Origin of the sequence: Pseudomonas sp. ATCC 43928 (genome assembly GCF_005938665.2) — a bacterium.
Taxonomy (GTDB): Bacteria; Pseudomonadota; Gammaproteobacteria; order Pseudomonadales; family Pseudomonadaceae; genus Aquipseudomonas.
In genome coordinates this window covers 2027178-2046851 of sequence record NZ_CP041753.1, presented here as the reverse complement: position 1 = coordinate 2046851, position 19674 = coordinate 2027178, and the positions used below count along the sequence as shown (strand labels likewise).

The following is a 19674-nucleotide window of genomic DNA, read 5'->3' as shown; positions in this document are numbered from 1 at the left end:
TGGAGTGATTGTCGGCAGGGAGGCTGTAAAGGAGCGAGATCGAGGGGTGTGGCGGGGCATAAAGAATGTGTAAAGAGTAACGCTGTTCACTTAAGCGCGATTCTTCAGTCATGCCTACCTTTGTGGCGAGCGAGCTTGCTCGCGTTGGGCTGCGCAGCGGCCCCAAAAACCTGATAACAATCGCCGATTTTTGTGAGCGCTACGCATTCAAGCGGGAGCGAGCTCCCTCGCCACGGGTTACTCACTGACTCAAGACTCTTAGGTGAATAGCATTCATTTTCAGTTTCACCGAGCTGACCACCCCGATTCCCCATGCCGGCGGTCCCTTTGCCTACAGCCGCCGAGCCTTTGGCGAGAAAGGTGGGTTGATTGCCGGGTTGGCGACGCTGATCGAATTCGTCTTCGCGCCACCGGCGATTGCCTTGGCGATCGGCGCCTATCTGAACGTGCAGTTTCCCGCCCTGGACCCGAAACACGCAGCGGTCGGGGCGTACATCGTGTTCATGGGCGTGGTCGCCCCGGCCTTCAGTTTCAGCAACTTCGCCCTCAACGGCTGGGCCGGCTGGCGATGGGCGTGATGTTCTTTGCCGGGGGTGTCGGCGACTGGCGCACCCTGTCGAACATCAACGATCCGCTGCCGCAAGCGATGAAAGCCGTGGTTGGCGAAAGCTCCAGCTGGTTGCACATGCTGGTGTGGATCGGCCTGTTCGGCCTGGTGGCGAGTTTCCACGGGATCATCCTCGGCTACTCGCGGCAGTTCTTCGCCCTCGCCCGGGCCGGTTACTTGCCGGCATCGCTGGCCAAACTGTCGCGTTTCCAGACCCCGCACCGGGCAATCATCGCCGGTGGCGTGATCGGCATCGCGGCGATCTACAGTGACGGCTTGATCAACCTCGGCGGCATGACGCTGACGGCGGCAATGATCACCATGGCGGTATTCGGTGCGACCGTGATGTACATCATGAGCATGCTCAGCCTGTTCAAACTGCGCAAAACCGAACCTGGAACGCACTTTCCGCGCGCCTTGCTACCCGTTGCTGCCATTCATTGCGCTGGTGTTGGCGGTGGTTTGCCTGGTGGCGATGGCCTGCTTCAACACCTTGATCGGGTTGATCTTCCTCGGCTTCATGGCAGTGGGTTTCGTGTACTTCATGCTGACCGCGCAACTGCGTGCCGATGCGCCGGCGGATGCGATGTTGACCGGGCTCTAAACAGCCGCAGTGCTGCTGTCGGATCAGGCATAGAATGGAACCACTGCGAAATTCCATCGCTCAAAAGTGGTATGCAGGATCGGTTGGCAAAACCCTTGTCCACCGGTCTGCCCTTAAGGAGAACTCCTATGCCCTGGTATGCCTGGTTGATTCTGATCGTTGCCATCGGCTCGATCGTTGGCGGTTTGATGATGCTGCGTGACACCGCCAACAAGGTCGAATTGACTGAAGAGCAACGTAAGCGCGTCGCCGAACGCAACGCGGAAGCGGATGCCAAGGATGCGCAGGACCGCTGACCGAAATTGTGGTGAGGGGGCAAGCCCCCTCGCCACAAAAACCCTTCACTTTTCCCAAGCCGCCTTGGCAATGTGCAAGCCATGCAATCCCTTGTAAGCCGCACGCTCCGGCTGGCTCCAGCCTTCAAGCAACGAATCCTCCAACCGGTAAATTTCTACTCCCAGCGGGCGACAGACGCTCAACGGATCCTGCGCATCCGGCCCCCACATGGCCAGCGACAGATCGCCACCCGGGCAGGTCGATAGCGCACACAAAAGATCAATCTCGGCAAAGAACTCCAGATAGTCGCCCTTCTGCGCCGGGCAGGCTTTCATGAAATACAGGTCGTCGTGGTTCAGGCCGGTGCACTGGAAAATGTTCAACACGTCATGCACATCGAACTCGGTCAGGCCATGGGGCAATACGGCGCGAGTCAGGTTGGAGTGGCAGTGATGATGGAAGTCTTCGCCGGTAAGCATTTTGTTCACGTAAGGATCGCAGCGCGTTCCCAGCAGATCGTGCAGACGCCCGCCGTGTTCGTCGATGCCATAACCGGCCAGGCTGTCGTCGGTAATGGTCACCAGCGGCCGTAAAAATGGCAGGTTCGACCAGAGCCGGTCATGGGTGCTGACATGGGCGCCCTGCAACTGCCGGGTCCGCGCCGCCCACAAGCGCTCGCGCGGATCATGGGCATTCCAGACGTTGAAATCCCCGACTTGCGGGCCGACCGGGGTCGTGACCCTGAACACATGCCCGGCCGGCACATTCCAGGCGCGACCGGTGCGGATCGGCACTTCGAACTGCTCGATCAGCGTGCGCCCCTCTTTCTGGTCGCGGATCCGTTCATAGAAGGCTGTGTCCACCTGCAAGGCCGAGCCTTTGCTGACTTGATAGGCCGCCGGATAGTCTTTGTACATGGCACAAAATCCTCGATCAGTGATGGGAAGAAGGGGCAAGCATCTGCAACAGGAGGTGTTCGGAATCGTCGAGATAACGGCTCATGGCGTCGCCGGCCGCGCGTTTGTCGCCGTCGGCCAGCAACTCATGTATCTGCCGGTCGCGCACCAGCCAGGGCGCCTGAAAACGTGATTCATCGGGGGCTGTGCAAAACACCAGGCGCAGTTGCGCGACGACGTTGGTGAAGAACTCATCGAACAACGGACTGCGCAGCAATCCGACGATGTGTTGATGAAAGGCCAGGCTGTGGGTGCCGACGGCGCGCCAGTCCTCACGCTCCCGGGCCAGTTCGGTGGCCTCCAGGGCTTCGAGCATCCGGTCGGACTGATACTCACGCAATGGCTGGCTGGCGCTGATGGCTTGCAGTTCCAGGGTGCGCCGAACCTTGAACAGATCGCGCACATCATCGACACCCAGCCTGCGCACCATCACGCCCTTGTTGCGGACATAGCGGGTCAGCCCTTCCTGCCCGAGACGGTGCAACGCCTCGCGAATGGTGTTGCGCGAGGCGTTGTAGGCCGACACCAGATCGTTTTCCACCAGCGCCATGCCGGGCAGCAAACGACCGCCGATGATGTCAGCGCGCAATTCCAATGTGATGTGGTCGGCCAGGGACAGTCCGCTGCTCATACTCAACGCCTCGTGATTGTTCAACAATCGTCTGCGAATGAGTAATCACTATTCGTGCCATCACCTGCCTGTCGTGAACTAGTCCTCCCAGTATTTGAACAATACGCTGGCGTTCACACCGCCGAATCCGAAACCGTTGGACATCGCGTAGTCGATGTTCATTGGTCGCGCCTGACCGTGAACGATGTCCACGCCTTCGGTGGCTGGATCCGCGTTATCGAAGTTGAGCGTGGCCGGCACCACCTGATCGCGCAGTGCCAACAGGGTAAAGATCGCCTCGACTCCGCCTGCGGCGCCGAGCAGATGCCCGGTGGCGGACTTGGTCGACGTCACCGCGATCTTGTTGTCCGAGCCGAACAACGACTTGATGGCCGCCAGCTCTCCCAAATCGCCAACCGGTGTCGAGGTGGCGTGCGCGTTGAGATGCTGCACCTGTGCCGGCGAAATGCCCGCCTGCGCCAGCGCCAGCGACATCGCCCGACGCGCACCGCTGCCATCCTCCGGCCCCGCAGTCAGATGATAGGCATCGGCGCTGGTGCCGTAACCGACCAGCTCGGCCAATGGTTGAGCCCCGCGTGCCAAGGCATGTTCCAGGGATTCGATCACCAGCAGGCCCGAACCCTCGCCCATCACGAAGCCATCGCGCCCACTGTCGAACGGCCGCGAGGCGCGCTCCGGGGTATCGTTGTAGCCGCTGGACAGGGCCCGAGCCGCCGCAAATCCGGCGAGACTGACCCGATCGATCGCTGCTTCCGCGCCGCCACACACCGCAATGTCCGCCTCACCGCAACGAATCAGCCGCGCCGCGTCGCCAATCGCCTGGACCCCGGCCGCGCACGCTGTTACCGGAGCCCCCAAAGGCCCCTTGAAACCGTGCTGGATCGACACATGGCCCGCGGCGAGATTGACCAGAAACGAAGGAATGGTGAACGGCGATAACCGTCGCGGACCACGGCTGTCGGTGGTGCGCACCGCATCGGCAATCGCGCCGAAACCACCCACGCCCGAGCCGATAATAGTAGCCGTGCGCTCCTGGGCATTGGCGTCGAGCGCTTGCCAACCGGCCTGCTCCACGGCCTGACGCGCCGCTTCCATGGCGAACACAATGAAGCGGTCCATCTTCTTCTGCTCTTTGGGCGGCGTCGCCCGATCCGGGTCAAAACCCGCCTCGGCATCTTCCTCCAGAGTCGGCACCACGCCACCGACCTTGGCCGGCAGATCGGCAACCACCTCGTCCGGCAACGCCCGCACCCCGGAGCGTCCAGCCAACATACGCGCCCAAACCGCTTCGACGCCGCTCCCCAACGGACACACCAGGCCCATGCCCGTGACTACCACCCGACGATTACTCATAGCGCAAATACCTCAGTCGATTCATGGCGCCTCACTTGTAACGCGCCGCTGCCATGCTTCTGGACAGATTCGGCGCCATCGCATGACGCGCCGCCATAAAAGCTTCCCACTCGGAGACATTCGGTAACGAAGGAATGGTGATCAGTTCACCCTGATCCAGACCCGACAGCGCCGCGTCGACCATCTCTCCCGCGTCCATGATCATGTCCTCCGGAATCTGGGACGCATCAATACCTGAGCGCTCCAAAATCTCGGTGCGTGTCACTCCCGGCAATACCGCTTGCACTTGGACCCCGGTGCCTTGCAGCTCAGCGTTCAACGACTGAGTCAGGCTCAATACATAAGCCTTGCTCGCGCTGTACGTCGCATTGAACCGCTCAGGAAACAACGCCACCACCGAGGCAATATTGATGATCGAGCCGCGCCCAGCCTTGGCAAAACTGGCAGCTGCAGCCGATGCCAGACGTGTGACTGTTGTAACGTTCAGCTGGATCAGCCGTTCCAGTTGCTCCATGTCTGCGTTTGCCAACAAACCATCGGCAGCTACGCCCGCGTTGTTGAGCAACAGGCTGATACTCGAATCACTGCGAAGCCGTTGCTCCACCTTCAGCACATCATCCCGTTGTGTGAGATCTGCCTTGAGCACCTCCACCTTAATGCCATGCTCGGCGCGCAACGTGCTCGCCGCAGCTTCCAGCCGCTGCTCGTCACGAGCAACCAGCAACAAATCAAAACCACGAGCTGCCAAACGCTCAGCGTAAATTGCACCGATACCGGAGGATGCTCCGGTGACGAGGGCTGTACCTTGGGTCTGGGGAGTGTTCATGAGCGAGCTCCTGAGGATGCGATAGAGAGATGAGCGCCTGGGCGCATCGGCAAATAGGAGAATTATTATAGGCATAATCTTAAGACGATATGATAGCCGTAATTTTTCTGACTCCGATGAAAGGCACGCCACCTCGCTTTACGCCACAATGCAAAAAAGCCGGTCAATGACCGGCCTCTCAGCGTTGATCTTGAAGCTTAGTTCACTTCCAGCTTCTCGCGATTCTTATCCAGGATCGCTTTACCGATGCCTTTCACTTCCAGCAATTCGTCAACGGACGAAAATGGACCATTACTGTCACGATAAGCAACAATCGCCTTGGCCTTGGCTTCCCCGATACCGGACAGCTCACGCTGCAGGGTGGGTGCATCAGCGCCATTAAGATCGACTTTTCCTGTTTGCGCTTTAGGGGAAACTTCCTGCACCAAAGGTGCATTGCCTGTCTCAGGCTTCACCGCAGGCGCGGCTATTGCAGCAATAGAGGCGCTGGTGAGCAGGGCAAAAACCAGGGAGTAGAAATAGCCAGTACGCATAAATGAAGCTCCATGACATCGATTGAGAAAGCAGCTTTTCCGAAGCTGCCTCCCAAACTTAGGCGATGTCTGGAGCCTGTCAAAAATGTGTCAGTTACAGGATGTGAAATAATCAGGGATCGAGGCGGCGTTGCTGGTGGATTCGGTTAACGATATCGCCATCAGGGCGTAGCCGCTGACGGTTTCGCGCAGGATCTGGCGGACGCGAGCGTATTCGTCCTGATCATCGGATGTTGGGTCGCTGCCACGTTGTCGCGCTCGACCATCGGGACGTGTTTATAAGCGGCAGCGTGGTAGACGGCGTCCACACCCCAGGTTTTCATCACATCCAGAAGTTTGTCCCGGTGGCGGATGGAACCGAGAATCGGCAACAATTTGACCGAAACCGACTTACGACAAGCGCGCTGCTCCAGTTCCGAGAGGAAGCTGTATAGATTGAATTCGCTATGTTCGAACAACAGAAGCGTCGTTGGGCCAAGCGAGAAGATCTGCCGACAACGCTCTACGCCGATCGATCCGCCAGCGGGTTTGTAGACTTGCAACCAGGCAATCGAACGATCCGCGATGCTCGGATCATCATCGATAAAAGCCACGGGACGCAAGACTCGGCCCATGCGAAGTGCTGCAACCAGCTGATTGCCGGCTACGCCTGCACCGTAGATGGCGACTTTGGTGAGGCGATCATCCGGTTGGCGAACGGTACATGCTGCGCGGCGGCGAACCAGTCTCCCATGAAATATTGACGCATGCACAGGCGCAGACCGCCGATGATGACGAGGCTTAGCACCAGTAGTTAAAGACTATTGAGCGGAATAAAGGACTCCGCAATGAAAAATACTCACCGTCTATGGTTATGCCATAAGGTCTATCCGGGTGCGTTTCATTGGCACTGGATCCATGACGACAAGCCCTCTCTATGGTAACGTGCCCCGAAAAACTTAGTGTGGATGGTTGGCTAGCCATCACAGGAGCAACTATATCGCCTCCTGCGGCTTCCATCGACCTAACAAACTGATTTGTTAGTCCAGCATTCAAGGACAGTTCTCGTGCCCCTCCCCCTCGTGGTTGACCTCGACGGAACGTTGTTGCGTTCGGACCTATTAGTAGAAACCGGCATGGCATTTATCCGTCGCCATCCATTTCAGCTCTATAAAACGGTAGGTTGGCTGGCGCAAGGTAAAACTATGCTTGAGTCGCAACTGGCTTCTGCAACCGATATATATGTTAATGTTTTACTTTACAGCGCTGTTTCTGTCGTCGCGTTACTCACGTTGCTGGGCAATCAATTTGAAATTCAAAGACATGGCTCATTGGCGGTCATTTCTTCGGTAGCTGGCGACAGGGGCAGACCCTCCAACTGTTTATACGGCACAGCAAAAGCTGCCGTTTCCACATTCTGCGAGGGTTTGCGCGCAAGACTTTTCAAAGTCGGCGTTTCGGTGACTACCATCAAACTCGGTTTTGTTCAAACACCTATGACCAAGGGGCTCAACCTGCCTCCCCTGCTGATAGCACAACCTGAAAAGGTAGCACTTAGTATTGTCAAAGCGGTGCAAATAAAACCAACACGCTGTACACCCCAACATTCTGGGCACTGATAATGCTTATTATCAAACATTTACCAAATTTTATATTCAAGCGGATAAATCTATAGTCAGATTTACTGCAAGTGATAAAACTTTATACATCCAGCTTCATCGACAACAGGGCTCTTCAATGTCAGCTTTAAATACCCTAGGAAATCTGCTTCAAAGGCATTTATTACTAATTGCCCTAGCCATTGTCATTCTGTTGAACCTGTACTACCTGAAGACGTACCCTATCAACATTGCTGCCTTTGACTATCCAAATTATGCTCAGATGATTTTCTCCAGCGTATCCAATCTTATCCACGCCAGTGGATATACTTTGGCCGCACGTTTCGCACTCGATTTTGCTGGCGTACCCAACGGAATAGACATCTATAATGTTAAATGGCTGCGACACTTACAGCACATTCATTTTTACTTCCACGTGTTCGCCATCGCAATTAGCACATTCATGTGCAATAAAGTATTTGGTAAAATCTCAGCCACACTTATGTGCCTAGCGTGGGGTGGCAGTCTGTTTTTCATGGGTGGGGTCAATTCCATCGGACCGGACTGGCTACAAGGAGACTTTCTTGCCATCGCACTGCTGACTGCTCTCTGGGCGTTCGATGTAAAAAATAATGCAAAAATAATTTTGTATATACTGTCCGCAGTTATTCTTACGGTTGCCTACCTTGTAAAGTTCAACTCCTTGGTAATCGCCCCTGTCATTGCGATGTTAGTAATTTTTGACAGCAAGGACTGGACTTGGAAAATCGCGACAGCCATCGTCAGCCTATCGGCGAGCACCATAATTATATTTGTATTTGTCGAAACCTTTCACTACCCGACGACCAATTCACGGCAACTGAGTTACGATCATGCTTGGGTTCTAATTGACGCAATACCAAACGACTACATCACTCAGGAACCAAATAAGCTGGGAATCAACAGTTTGAGGTGGCGGGCCCTTGGCGCAATTTTACCACCGGAATATTTCAGGGCTGCAGCCTATCAAGATGTTGATTGGGGCGCACCAAAAGAAGTAAGAGCGCCCTACCTCGCACAATATAATTATCTGATGAACGCATCGCGCTCGGAGTTGATTGATTTCACGACCAAGCACCCACTGCCTGAAACATTTAATATTCATGTTTCGGCCATTCCCGGCTATTACTATATCGGGCTTCCGCAAACGGACGCCCTAAGTATAGCCGTGTATAAAGAATCGGTGCTGGCGATACCCGCGGCCTACATCGCGAAATTGATCAAGGGTTGGTTAGCTTTTTTCATCGAAAAACCGTTCCAACTCACACCTTTAAAATCAAATAGCTTGTATCTGATTATTGGTGACAATATTCAAGCGGATGGCAGCGTTAAACTGACCCCTCCTCCGGACGCTATACCTCAACACATGCCGTACTGGAATCCTGCCGAGAAAGCACAATACCAAGGCATGGTGTTTTTTGGTTGGATGAATTTCCTGACTCCGCCACCTTGGGTCTATGCCTTGCTGGCGTTCGTCTCATGTATCGCTATATCTAAAACACAAAACATCAGAAAAGCCTTTCAGGCAAGCTTGTTAGTATTGTCTACAGCATTACTGGTTAGTTCTTCGTTGATGCTACTGTCTGTTCGATCCAAGGAAATGCTTGCACTGTTGCCCATAGTAAGTATCTTTCTCAGTTTTGGCTTTTCTAGCTGCATCAATTACTGCCTGAAACGAAGATCCAACTTAAGCATGCTGGGCTTAAATGGAGAGCCAAAATGAAAATAATTCTTCCAGGCGGAGCAGGTTTGGTCGGGCAAAATTTGGTGGCACGTTTAAAAAGCCGCGGATACACTGACATCGTGGTGCTCGACAAACACCGAACGAACCTCGCCATATTAAAGTCTGTTCACCCAGAATTGACTATTGAGTATGCGGACCTTTCAAAAAAAGGTAGTTGGAGCGAACACTTTGTTGGCTCGGCAGTGGTCGTCATGCTACAAGCTCAAATCGGTGGCAATATCTATCAAGAATTCGTACAAAACAATGTGATTTCAACACGCCTAATACTGGACTTGATAAAAGCCAATCCGAACATGCACCTTGTTCACATTAGCTCGTCTGTACTGGAATCTAAAGCCGACGACTTCTATACGCAAACAAAGCGTGAACAAGAAGAATTGGTATTAGCCAGCAATATTTCCTGCCCGATTCTTCGACCCACCCTTATGTATGGCTGGTTTGACCGCAAGCACCTCGGCTGGCTTGCCCGCTTCATGAAAAAAACGCCAGTGTACCCAATCCCCGGCGACGGTAAGTTTATGCGCCAGCCTCTTTACGCCGGTGACTTCTCCAACATCATTATCAATTGTATCGAGCAGCAAGAAAAACAAGGTATTTTCAATATTTCCGGACATGAAAAAATTGATTACATTGATATTATCCGCGAAATAAAACGAGTGACTCACTCGAAAACAAAAATCGTAAAAATACCCTATACACTTTTTTATGCCTTGCTTTGGATGTGGGCACTCGTTGATAAAAACCCGCCCTTTACAACGCAACAGTTAGCGGCCCTGAGTACAAAAGATGAGTTTGAAGTCATCGACTGGCCTTCAATCTTTGGGGTTCCCTACACCCCCTTTGCCATCGCCATAGACGAAACATTTAATAATCCAACTTATAGCAATATTGTGCTGGAATTTTAATGATGGGACAGCGAATCGCCGTATTAGGCGCAGGACCAATGGGATTGGCAGGTCACTTCGCAAAGCGCACTGGGCAAGGCCGTTAATTATCTGGCAAGCATCTGGAGCCGGCTGGAGCGTTACGTGGAGGCAGTTTTTTTACCGATCGACTACAACAGAGCCGAGCGCGCAATAAAACTGTTTGTCATAGGGCGCAAGGCATTGCGGTTCAGCGATACGCCCAAAGGCGCCACCGCCACCGCCAGTGCTCAGATTTACAACTTGGTCGAGACCGCCAAGGTCAACGGCCAAGAGCCCTATACGTGGCAGCGCCACGTACTTGAGCGGTTGCCGCATGCATCCACGGTAGAAGACTACGAAGCGTTGTTGCCGTGGAACTGCTCACCGGAAATGCCAAGGTAAACCAAGGCCTCACCTTGCGGTGGGCGGAGTTTATGGATCTGTTACGAAGTAGCTGATCCATAAACCGGGCATTATGAAACCCTGGGGGGGGGGTAGGATCGTCAGGCGTCTGCGCTGTCGCGGCAGCCCCCTTTAGCTCTTCATAGGTGACCTGAGTGACTGTTACATCATAAATACATACACTTGCTCAAGCCCCTGAATTGAGCTTTTCACCCACAACAGGATTGAACGCCGAATAGGCATCAACACCATTCGATACAGACCTGACTTTATTTTTTGGCTTGAATTTGAGAACCCTTTTCTCTACCAAATGCCAAGAGCTGTATCCCAAAATCAGAGTAATGACCACTGTAACAACAAGATAGGTTGAATAGGCAATACCAGGGAATTTTAGCAAAACAAACTGCTGAACCGGAAAAGCATAGATATAAACACCGTAAGAGCAGTCACCCACTTTATTAACCAAACTCCCCAACCAACTTTTGGAAAGTCCATATGCCAAAACGACATACGGTAACGTAAGCCATAACAGGGCTTTCGAAAACGATAAATACGGAGCCAGAAGAAGGGTAATCATCACCATGACAGTTACGCCGGAGAGACTGAACCACCGTTCGAGCCCCCACTTCGCATAACATGCCCCAATCATGAAATAGATGCCTATTAACGGAATGTTTCTTACATCAGTACCGTGAACCACCAGCAAAGGCGCATCTCGCCAGCACCAAAAAACTACAATCAGCGCAAACAATGCTGCGGTAACTGTGTATGCAAGACGACCGCCTTTGAATAGAAGCCCAAGCGCCACCACGACCAAATACATGAAAAATTCAATAGGCAAACTCCATAGAGGACCATTGATCACATTGGCAACTCTGGAGTGCTCCAGCACGCCCGGCAAATAAAATACCGGACTTAAAATTATGTTCTTCAAGTACATAATAAATGCCAGATCCGAGAAGTACTGCTTGACTGTCAACGTCGAAAAAACCGGACCAAGAAGAAACGAAGTTAGCACCACAACAACAATCAGGGCTGGAAATATTCGCAGCGATCGTTTAACTAAAAAGCTAATGACCGAAGGATCAAAACTCCAACTTTTCGAAATCAAATAACCACTAATTATAAAAAATATTGCGATCCCGAGCCCACCATAGGAATCAATACCGATAAAAATCTCCGGAGTATTACCGTAAATATCGAATGAATGTGCATATAGAACCATCAGCGCGGCAACCAACCGTAACAAGTTCAAGTTATTATCCTTGTGCAGCATGTATTTCCGCCCTGATTTTAATTACAGATGATAAGAAATTTCTATTCTTGCAACAGCTCATTGGTCGCGCAGGGTAATACCCGGCGCTTCGTCAGGCCCTGGGCAAATGTCTTCGCTGGAGGACTGGATCACACGTATTCCCGTGCCATCATTGATGACGCGGTGAGGATGATACAACGCTACTTGGTCCTCTTGCAGCTCAATCAGCCTTTGCACCTTCCAGATGCTAACTGGAGCGCGCCGCTTTTGAAGGCGCTTGTGCTGCTCTGCCAAGACGTCGTTGCGATAAAGCGTGTCGGGGAGGTCAGGAGCGTAGGAGTTCCTGAGCCTTGGATCGCTCGTCGCCTGTCGCTTCGGATCCGGCAGGTCTCGGTATTGCGAGCTTCGAGGAGCTCACACTATCGTGGCACAGGTCGCGCCCGGCGCTGCTGAGAGACGCCGTCGTTTATTCGTATGCAATCCACGAAGTACACCTACCGCCAGATGTGCTTCCCGTTTACCGTGACAAAGACTTCGAAGCCTTGCTGCCGCGGAACTACACGCCGAAAATTCCAAGATAGCCATAGATCCCCACCTTTAAAATATGGGGTTAATGGAGCGCTTACGATACGTTCAGCTCTTGTACGGTCAGTACGATCACCTCATCCGTGATGTCGGGCGAGGTTTTGAACCATTCAGACTCCAGGCGCTTAAGCCAAAGGCAAAACCCGTTGCGCTCCCAATAAAGGATTTTCACTAGATTACGAGGGCGATTCAGAAAGACGAAAAGTACGGGGTCAAATACCTGTCAAAAATGTGTCCGCTACAGGATATGAAACAATCAGGGCTCGAGTCGAAGTTGCTGGTAGATTCAGTCAACGATATCGCCATCGGGGGATGTTGCCACTGACGGCTTCGCGTAGGACCTGTCGAGCGCGGGTGTAATCGTCCAACCGCGCCGAGCGTTCGCCTTCCTGTTGTAAACCGGAGTTGCGAGCGAATGCCACTGACCTTGCGCGGCGGGGCGGAAAGATCAAATTCAGCAATTGCGAGAAGCGGATCGGTGCCCGGAATCGACTCCAAGGCGAGCGGAGTGATCTACGGAGAGAACGGTGAAAAATGGATGATTCTCGGGGGTTACTGATGCACCTCACTCTTTGTGCGGGGATCGAATCAAGTTGACTAGGTCAGGGATCGGCTGCGTTACGACTCTGTGATCACCCTCATCACCGCATGCCCTGTCAGTCAATTTATTAGCCACTTCCCGTGAATCCATGTGTCAACCGTGGTACCATTTCGCGCAAATTAAAGCCTGACGGCCTTTTAGTAGCCTTTGCTAAGATCTCCGTTGTTTTCCTGATCTTATTTTGTTTTTGTTTGAGTCGCCAATATTCAGGAAGAGCTCTTGTGACTGTCCAAATTACATCTCCCACTATTCCGCTTATTGTCGATCTCGACGGTACCCTGCTGCGCTCCGATCTGCTGCTGGAAACAGGTATGGCTTTTGTTCGGCATAAGCCATTGAGCCTGTTTAAACCCTTTATTTGGTTGACCAAAGGCAAGGTGGCTTTAAAGGAAGGCCTCGCCCATGCCACCCATATTGACGTCAGTGTCCTGCCTTTCGATCCTGCAGTCATTGAACTAATTGAAGTCGAGCGGCGTACCGGTCGGACCGTAGTGCTGGCGACAGCCAGCCATTACAGCCTGGCCGAACGCATTGCTGAACATCTTCAATTGTTTGACCTGGTGCTAGCCTCTGACAGCAAGCGAAACCTGTCGGCCCATCGTAAACGCGATCTGTTGGTCGAGCACTATAGTGAGCAGGGCTTTGATTACGTGGGTAACTCTCATGACGACGTCCCAGTTTGGGCGGTTGCCCGGAAGGCTTATGTGGTCAATCCGGAATCCGGTGTTGAGCGTGGCGCTCGGGCACAGGGCAATGTCGAACAGGTGATTCACTCCAATCCTTCCAGGGCGAAGGACTGGTTGAAGGCGTTGCGGCTGCACCAGTGGATGAAGAATGCGCTGATTTTCGTGCCTCTAATGGCGGCGCATCAACTGACCAACCCCATGCTCCTATGGCAGGGAGTATTGGCCTTTCTGTTTTTTGGACTATGCGCCTCTAGCGTCTATCTACTTAATGACTTGTTGGATCTCGCCGATGACCGGCATCATCACTCCAAACGACATCGTCCATTTGCCGCTGGACGATTGTCGATCAAGTCCGGGCTACAGTTCTTTCCCGTATTATTGGTTGGCGCTTTTTCCGGGGCTGCATGGCTTCTGCCTTGGGAGTTTTCCGGAACCCTCATTGCATACTACATATTAACTCTCGCCTATTCGCTGTCATTGAAACGACGGATGGCTATCGATGTGATCGCCCTGGCTGCGCTTTATACCCTGCGCATCATAGCTGGCGCGGCAGCATTCGGCTTGGAACTGACATTCTGGATTTTGGCGTTTTCGATGTTCATGTTCCTGAGCCTCGCACTAGTTAAGCGCTACGCGGAGCTGCGCGAAGCAAGGCGCAAGGGCGATACCGGGAAAACCCGTGGGCGAGGCTACTATCCCGCCGACCTGGAAATGATTTCCTCGCTGGGCGCGTCTTCCGGTTATCTAGCCGTAATGGTCTTGGCTCTATACATCCATGATCAGGCTACAACCGGGCTTTATGCCCACCCACAGGTGATCTGGCTAGCCTGCCCGCTGCTCTTGTTCTGGATCACTCGAGTGTGGATGCTCACTCATCGCGGGCAAATGCATGATGACCCTGTAGTGTTCGCCATCCGCGACCGCAGCAGTCTGGTCGTTGGCGCTTTGTTTGGGCTGGTGTTCTGGGTAGCAGCATGAGTCGTCCGCTGCACTCTTGGGGATGCTATCCCTATGCCCCGCAGACTGCACACGCTTGTAGCTGGCGTAGCGAAGTCGAGTCTCTGCGCGATGCGGTGGCAGCCACGCACGGGAGCACCCTGCCGTATGGCAACGGACGTAGTTATGGAGACAGCTGCCTAGCCGCGAGCGATCAAGTGTTGCACATGCGAGCTCTTAATCGCTTCATCCAGGTTGATTGGCAGCAGGGAACCGTACAAGCAGAGGCCGGTGTAACCCTCGCCGAGATCCTGGCAATTTCCATCCCGCAGGGCTGGTTCCTGTCAGTCACACCTGGCACCCAGTTTGCCACCCTCGGCGGGGCCATCGCTAACGATGTCCATGGCAAGAACCATCACCTGCGCGGCACCTTTGGCAACCATGTGCGGCGTTTGGGTTTATTGCGCCATAATGAAGGAGTGCTGACCTGCTCTCCTACCGAGCATCCCGAATTTTACACCTCTACTATTGGAGGTTTAGGTCTGACTGGGATTATCGTGTGGGCAGAAATTCAGCTTATCCCCATTCGCACCAGCCAGATCGACAGTACCGTAGTGCGTTTCGGCAATCTGGGCGAATTCTTCAGCCTGTCCGCCGAACTCGATCACCAGCATGAATACAGTGTCGCCTGGATCGACTGCCTGGCAAAAGGCACTCAGACCGGGCGGGGCGTATTCATCGTAGGTGACCACGCACGTTATGGTTCACTGGAAGTGGACGAGCGAGCGAAGTTGAGCATGCCGCTGACACCGCCAGTGTCTCTAATCAACAACCTGTCATTGCGAGCCTTCAATGATATGTATTGGAGGGTGCATCCTGCCCAGAGCACACGCAAACGCGGTGATTACGAGCCCTTCTTTTATCCGCTGGATCGCATACTGCATTGGAACCGTATCTACGGGCGCCGAGGTTTCCAGCAATACCAGTGCGTGATACCCGACGCAGTGGCCGAGGTAGTCATGCACGAGTTGCTGGAAGCCATTGCAGACTCTGGCCAAGGCTCGTTTCTCGCCGTGCTCAAACGCTGTGGCAACATCGCCTCGCCAGGCCTGCTGTCCTTCCCTCTCCCCGGCACCTCTCTAGCCTTGGACTTTCCGCAGAAGGCTGACTTGGTGCGGCTGTTTGCAAGGCTGGATGCCATCGTTCGCGAGAGTGGTGGTCGCCTGTATCCGGCCAAGGATGCCCACATGACCGGCGGCGATTTCCGCAAAGCATACCCCGCATGGGAACGACTGGAAGCACTGCGTGATCCCTCTCTGAATTCCCACTTCTGGAAACGAGTTACTGCATGAAACGAATTCTAATTATTGGTGCAACATCGGCCATTGCCGCTGCCTGTGCACGTCTATGGGCCGAACAAGGCAGCGAATTTTTTCTCGTGGCCCGTAACCTCGAAAAACTAGAACAAACCGCAGCCGACCTGAAAGGTCGAGGCGCCAAATCAGTAACACTTCACTGCATGGATGCCACCGACTTTGTAGCACACGGCGCAATGCTCGACAGTTGCCTAGCGACCTTACAGCAAATCGATATTGCGCTCATTGCGCACGGCACATTGCCCAATCAAAAAGTCTGCGAGCAGGACGTCGGCGTAGCGCTCCAGGAATTTGCCAACAATGGTACGTCGGTGATCGCCCTGCTAACGCTGCTGGCCAACCAATTTGAAACCCAGCGTTGTGGCACCTTGGCTGTGATTTCCTCGGTAGCTGGCGACCGCGGTCGTCCGTCCAACTACTTATACGGTACCGCCAAGGCTGCGGTTTCCACCTTTTGCGAAGGTCTACGAGCACGGCTGTACAAAGTCGGTGTACATGTCATCGACATCAGGCCCGGGTTTGTCGATACACCGATGACTCAAGGTCTATCATTACCAGCTGCACTGCTGGCCAAGCCTGAGCAGGTGGCCCAACGCATTGTAAAAGGTACCGACCGAAAAGTTGACGTCCTCTACGCCCCGGGATTCTGGGTATTAATCATGATGATAATTAAGTTAATTCCTGGCGCACTCTTCAAAAAAATGAATATGTGAAATCACTCACTTCCAGACGGGTGGGCAGTGCGAATGTTGTAGTTATGCTACAGGCGCAAATTGTTGCGCAATAACAATGTACCGCGCTTCTGGTCATTGATCATGATGGTCATCCGGAAGTTGCCGCAATTCATATTCAAAAAAAAAAAATTCTGATATTCAAACTTTTAGACGGGCTGGGGTGGATCCTTGAAGCTATTCAAGTTGGCAGATAATGAGCTGCTGATCGAGCGCAGTATCAAATGCATTGCCGTATTGACGGTGCTTTACGCGACCTATTTGGCGTTTCGCTTTTCGGGGCAGCCATTGCTCGAATTGTTCGGCTTTCGCCAGACCCAAACAGCGCTGACCTCCTTCTGGTTCATCAAGGAGGGTTTCAAGTTCGCCTACGAAACACCCGTCTCCGGCGCCCCCTGGTCAATCCCGTTTGAATTCCCGCTCTATCAGGCGCTGGTGGCGCTGATCAGCAAGTTCACGGGCATCGATCTGGGCAAGGTCGGCAGGATCGTTTCTTTCGTGTTCTTGGTGCTGTGCCTGCTGCCGGCTCGCTCAATCTGCCAGTCGTTGAAGCTAGCCCCGCGCAGCTTCTATATTTTCGCCGGTCTGCTGTTCTCCAGCCCTCTTTACCTGTTCTGGGGTCGCACCTTCATGATCGAGACGGTGGCGGTGTTCTTCGCCGTTGCCGCGATTAAGTATTTCCTCGATTTCCTGGCCGCAGGTCGCCACCGGGACGCGATTTATTTCACCACTCTGATTTCGCTTTCGATCCTGCAAAAAGCCACCACCGGCCTGCCGGTGCTGGCGGTAATGGCACTGGTATTCCTGGTCCACGAAATCCAGCGCAATGGGGGCCTGTTCAAGGCCATCAGTGCACGCAACATCACGCTGGGCATTCTGCTGTTCGCACTGCCCATCGTGTTCGGGGTTGCCTGGACCCACTACACTGACGTGCTCAAGAACCAGAATGAATTCGGCAGCGCCCTGACGTCCAGCGCACTCTCGACATGGAACTGGGGTACTTTGCCTCAACGCTTTTCCAAGCTGTTGTATGGCGAGGTCATCTGGTCACGCATCGTCAAGGGCAACCTGTCGGGCGTCTTCGGTATCGCAATCATCCTTTGCGCCCTGTTGATGGCTCGCGACACCAGAACTCGCCTAGTGGTGCTGATGAGCTGCGTCCTGGCATTGTTGCCCCTGTTCCTATTCACCAATCTTCATCTAGTCCATAGCTACTACCAGTCGGCCAGCGTCATTTTCATCATCTTCGCACTGGCTGTGGCGCTGTCCGAAGGCCTCGCTCATCCGCAGTCTCGCCTGTGGATATTGGGGCTGTTCGTAGCCTTGCTGGCCAATAACTACAGCACCTTCGCACAAGGGTACGGCGAAAACCTGCGGCAGAAGATTGACCTGAGCAACTCCAGAGACCTGCTGGTGGCTGACACGCTGAAGCACAACATGAAGGAAGGCGAGGCATTTACCCTGTACGGCAACGACTGGAGTTCGTCGATCGTCTACTACGCACAACACAAGTCATTCACCATTGCCAACAGCTTCAAGGATCTGGACAAGACCATCGAATCCCCCGAGACCTTCCTGGGTGGCGCGCCCCTGGGCGCGGTAGTCGCGTGCCCGCCGGTTGAGAAGCCCAGCCTTGGCCAATTGGTTAACCAGCAACACAAAGACGGTCAGTGGAAGGTCGCCGAAGTATCAGGCTGCTACATCAGCCTGCCACAGACGAACGTGGGCCTGGACCTACCGAAGGCCCCAGCGCAATGCATTGGTAGCCTTGACTTCGCGAACCCGACCACGCAGAAGCTCGCAGGCGCCATTGAAGCCAAGGGCTGGACCGTCGTGGATGCGGCCCGCAACCAGCTGCCGTCACAGGTCTACATCACCCTCACCGATGCCCACCAGAACGTGCGTTACTATGATGCGACCCAGTACGCACGCCCTGATGTAAACGACTTCTTCAAAAAATCCGACCTCGGCAACGCCGGCTTCGGCCGCGTTATAGACACCCGCGACCTCAAGGGCAGCTATGCCGTTGGCGTGGCCCGCGTGGTAGGCAAGGAACTGCAGTTGTGCCAATTTCGCAAAGACATTCAGGTTAACCCGCAATGACCGCTATTAATCTTGATGAACGTATCATCCTGCCCGGCGGTGCCGGGCTGGTCGGACAGAATCTGGTAGCTCGCCTCAAAGCCAAGGGCTACAGCAATATCGTGGTCATCGACAAGCACCGCGAAAACCTGGATATCCTCAAGCGCGTGCAGCCTGACGTGATCACTATTTTTGGTGACCTGTCCATGCCCGGCGAATGGCAACAGGCCTTCGCCGGTGCCAATGTGGTCGTCATGCTGCAGGCACAGATCGGCGGTATTGACTATCAGGAATTCGTCAAGAACAACGTTGATGCCACCCGCCTGATTCTTGAACAGATCAAACTGCACAGCATCGACTATCTGGTGCACATCAGCTCTTCGGTGGTCGAATCGGTGGCCGACGACTTCTACACAAAAAGCAAAATAGACCAGGAAAAGATGGTGCTGGAAAGTGGCATCCCCTGCCCGGTGCTGCGCCCGACGCTCATGTTTGGCTGGTTTGACCGCAAACACCTGGGCTGGCTGTCGCGCTTCATGAAGAAGGTTCCGGTCTTCCCTATTCCTGGTCATGGCCGCTACATGCGCCAGCCGTTGTACGTGGGCGATTTTTGCAATGTCATCATCAGCTGCATACAAAACCGTGTGCGCGACGGCATCTATAACGTATCGGGGCACGAAAAAGTCGACTACATCGATATCATTCGCGAAATCAAGCGTGCCACCGGCGCCAAGGCCGTGATCGCATGCATTCCCTACGGCCTGTTCTACAGCCTGATCTGGACATGGAGCCTGTTCGACAAGAACCCACCCTTCACCACCCAACAGCTGGCTGCACTCAGCGCCAAGGACGAATTCGAGGTCAATGACTGGCCCGGCACCTTCGGCGTGACCTACACGCCGTTTGCCAAGGCGATACAGGAAACCTTCAACGACCCCACTTACAGCAAAGTGGTTCTGGAGTTTTGAC

At 53.8% G+C, this 19674-nt stretch carries 15 protein-coding genes and 4 pseudogenes; 11 read left to right on the top strand and 8 right to left on the bottom strand.

Going from position 1 to position 19674, the window contains the following annotated elements:
* Positions 1 to 272: 272 nt before the first annotated feature.
* Together FFH90_RS09265 and FFH90_RS09260 are read left to right on the top strand one after the other, a co-directional pair.
* Positions 273 to 1211: pseudogene (locus FFH90_RS09265) on the top strand (amino acid permease); the annotation flags it as partial.
* Positions 1212 to 1339: 128 nt separating this feature from the next.
* The gene (locus tag FFH90_RS09260) at positions 1340 to 1507 is read left to right on the top strand and encodes a DUF2897 family protein (RefSeq protein WP_008006000.1); all 168 of its coding nucleotides are present in this window, start codon (positions 1340 to 1342) and stop codon (positions 1505 to 1507) included.
* Between the two features lie 45 nt (positions 1508 to 1552).
* Here FFH90_RS09260 and FFH90_RS09255 read toward each other — a convergent pair whose 3' ends face one another.
* From FFH90_RS09255 to FFH90_RS09230, 6 genes and pseudogenes are all read right to left on the bottom strand, one after another.
* Positions 1553 to 2404, bottom strand: coding sequence for a DUF1989 domain-containing protein (locus FFH90_RS09255; protein WP_064616696.1), 852 nt, complete (start codon positions 2402 to 2404; stop codon positions 1553 to 1555).
* A gap of 16 nt (positions 2405 to 2420) precedes the next feature.
* Complete coding sequence (locus tag FFH90_RS09250; protein WP_138867029.1) at positions 2421 to 3074, bottom strand: GntR family transcriptional regulator; 654 nt, start codon at positions 3072 to 3074, stop codon at positions 2421 to 2423.
* A gap of 78 nt (positions 3075 to 3152) precedes the next feature.
* Positions 3153 to 4427 (bottom strand): beta-ketoacyl-ACP synthase II, encoded by a 1275-nt coding sequence (gene fabF, locus FFH90_RS09245; RefSeq protein ID WP_138867028.1) that lies wholly within the window; start codon positions 4425 to 4427, stop codon positions 3153 to 3155.
* 31 nt (positions 4428 to 4458) lie between these two features.
* Positions 4459 to 5253 carry an SDR family oxidoreductase gene (locus FFH90_RS09240; RefSeq protein WP_064616690.1) on the bottom strand — a complete coding sequence of 265 codons (795 nt, stop codon included), beginning with the start codon at positions 5251 to 5253 and terminating at the stop codon, positions 4459 to 4461.
* A gap of 197 nt (positions 5254 to 5450) precedes the next feature.
* On the bottom strand, positions 5451 to 5786 hold the full coding sequence (locus FFH90_RS09235; RefSeq protein ID WP_064616688.1) for a helix-hairpin-helix domain-containing protein: 336 nt from the start codon (positions 5784 to 5786) through the stop codon (positions 5451 to 5453).
* Between the two features lie 197 nt (positions 5787 to 5983).
* Positions 5984 to 6596, bottom strand: a pseudogene (locus FFH90_RS09230) (polysaccharide biosynthesis protein); the annotation flags it as partial.
* Positions 6597 to 6832: 236 nt separating this feature from the next.
* Between FFH90_RS09230 and FFH90_RS30640 the strand changes: the two are divergent.
* From FFH90_RS30640 to FFH90_RS09210, 4 genes and pseudogenes are all read left to right on the top strand, one after another.
* Positions 6833 to 7384: an SDR family NAD(P)-dependent oxidoreductase gene (locus FFH90_RS30640; protein ID WP_371924416.1), complete on the top strand. Its 552-nt coding sequence runs from the start codon at positions 6833 to 6835 to the stop codon at positions 7382 to 7384.
* Positions 7385 to 7502: 118 nt separating this feature from the next.
* Complete coding sequence (locus FFH90_RS09220) at positions 7503 to 9125, top strand: hypothetical protein (protein WP_111454880.1); 1623 nt, start codon at positions 7503 to 7505, stop codon at positions 9123 to 9125.
* Positions 9122 to 10051, top strand: a complete 930-nt coding sequence (locus FFH90_RS09215) for an NAD(P)-dependent oxidoreductase (RefSeq protein WP_138867027.1) — start codon at positions 9122 to 9124, stop codon at positions 10049 to 10051. Before FFH90_RS09220 ends, FFH90_RS09215 begins: the two co-directional genes overlap by 4 nt.
* A 48-nt stretch (positions 10052 to 10099) precedes the next feature.
* Positions 10100 to 10453: pseudogene (locus FFH90_RS09210) on the top strand (transposase domain-containing protein); the annotation flags it as partial.
* Positions 10454 to 10640: 187 nt separating this feature from the next.
* Here FFH90_RS09210 and FFH90_RS09205 read toward each other — a convergent pair.
* Positions 10641 to 11729, bottom strand: a complete 1089-nt coding sequence (locus FFH90_RS09205; RefSeq protein ID WP_086944648.1) for an acyltransferase — start codon at positions 11727 to 11729, stop codon at positions 10641 to 10643.
* 601 nt (positions 11730 to 12330) lie between these two features.
* A pseudogene (gene tnpB / locus FFH90_RS09200) lies at positions 12331 to 12501 on the bottom strand (IS66 family insertion sequence element accessory protein TnpB); the annotation flags it as partial.
* A gap of 614 nt (positions 12502 to 13115) precedes the next feature.
* Between tnpB and FFH90_RS09195 the strand changes: the two are divergent.
* The 5 genes from FFH90_RS09195 to FFH90_RS09175 all read left to right on the top strand — a co-directional run bounded on the left by FFH90_RS09195 (position 13116) and on the right by FFH90_RS09175 (position 19673).
* Positions 13116 to 14558, top strand: coding sequence for a UbiA family prenyltransferase (locus tag FFH90_RS09195; RefSeq protein WP_256663677.1), 1443 nt, complete (start codon positions 13116 to 13118; stop codon positions 14556 to 14558).
* Positions 14555 to 15868: an FAD-binding oxidoreductase gene (locus FFH90_RS09190; RefSeq protein ID WP_111454882.1), complete on the top strand. Its 1314-nt coding sequence runs from the start codon at positions 14555 to 14557 to the stop codon at positions 15866 to 15868. Before FFH90_RS09195 ends, FFH90_RS09190 begins: the two co-directional genes overlap by 4 nt.
* Positions 15865 to 16605: an SDR family oxidoreductase gene (locus FFH90_RS09185; RefSeq protein ID WP_086944646.1), complete on the top strand. Its 741-nt coding sequence runs from the start codon at positions 15865 to 15867 to the stop codon at positions 16603 to 16605. Before FFH90_RS09190 ends, FFH90_RS09185 begins: the two co-directional genes overlap by 4 nt.
* A 189-nt stretch (positions 16606 to 16794) precedes the next feature.
* Entirely contained in the window at positions 16795 to 18726 is a 1932-nt protein-coding gene (locus tag FFH90_RS09180; protein ID WP_111454883.1) for a glycosyltransferase family 39 protein, read from the top strand.
* Positions 18723 to 19673 (top strand): NAD(P)-dependent oxidoreductase, encoded by a 951-nt coding sequence (locus tag FFH90_RS09175; RefSeq protein ID WP_138867026.1) that lies wholly within the window; start codon positions 18723 to 18725, stop codon positions 19671 to 19673. Before FFH90_RS09180 ends, FFH90_RS09175 begins: the two co-directional genes overlap by 4 nt.
* Position 19674: the final 1 nt, after the last annotated feature.

Bases quoted from the DNA above. Each gene is read 5' to 3' on its own strand.
- FFH90_RS09220 (WP_111454880.1), top strand. From the start codon at position 7,503: ATGTCAGCTTTAAATACCCTAGGAAATCTGCTTCAAAGGCATTTATTA.
- fabF (WP_138867028.1), bottom strand. From the start codon at position 4,427: ATGAGTAATCGTCGGGTGGTAGTCACGGGCATGGGCCTGGTGTGTCCG.
- FFH90_RS09240 (WP_064616690.1), bottom strand. From the start codon at position 5,253: ATGAACACTCCCCAGACCCAAGGTACAGCCCTCGTCACCGGAGCATCC.
- FFH90_RS09175 (WP_138867026.1), top strand. From the start codon at position 18,723: ATGACCGCTATTAATCTTGATGAACGTATCATCCTGCCCGGCGGTGCC.
- FFH90_RS09235 (WP_064616688.1), bottom strand. From the start codon at position 5,786: ATGCGTACTGGCTATTTCTACTCCCTGGTTTTTGCCCTGCTCACCAGC.
- FFH90_RS09215 (WP_138867027.1), top strand. From the start codon at position 9,122: ATGAAAATAATTCTTCCAGGCGGAGCAGGTTTGGTCGGGCAAAATTTG.
- FFH90_RS09260 (WP_008006000.1), top strand. From the start codon at position 1,340: ATGCCCTGGTATGCCTGGTTGATTCTGATCGTTGCCATCGGCTCGATC.
- FFH90_RS09185 (WP_086944646.1), top strand. From the start codon at position 15,865: ATGAAACGAATTCTAATTATTGGTGCAACATCGGCCATTGCCGCTGCC.
- FFH90_RS09255 (WP_064616696.1), bottom strand. From the start codon at position 2,404: ATGTACAAAGACTATCCGGCGGCCTATCAAGTCAGCAAAGGCTCGGCC.
- FFH90_RS09250 (WP_138867029.1), bottom strand. From the start codon at position 3,074: ATGAGCAGCGGACTGTCCCTGGCCGACCACATCACATTGGAATTGCGC.
- FFH90_RS09190 (WP_111454882.1), top strand. From the start codon at position 14,555: ATGAGTCGTCCGCTGCACTCTTGGGGATGCTATCCCTATGCCCCGCAG.
- FFH90_RS09205 (WP_086944648.1), bottom strand. From the start codon at position 11,729: ATGCTGCACAAGGATAATAACTTGAACTTGTTACGGTTGGTTGCCGCG.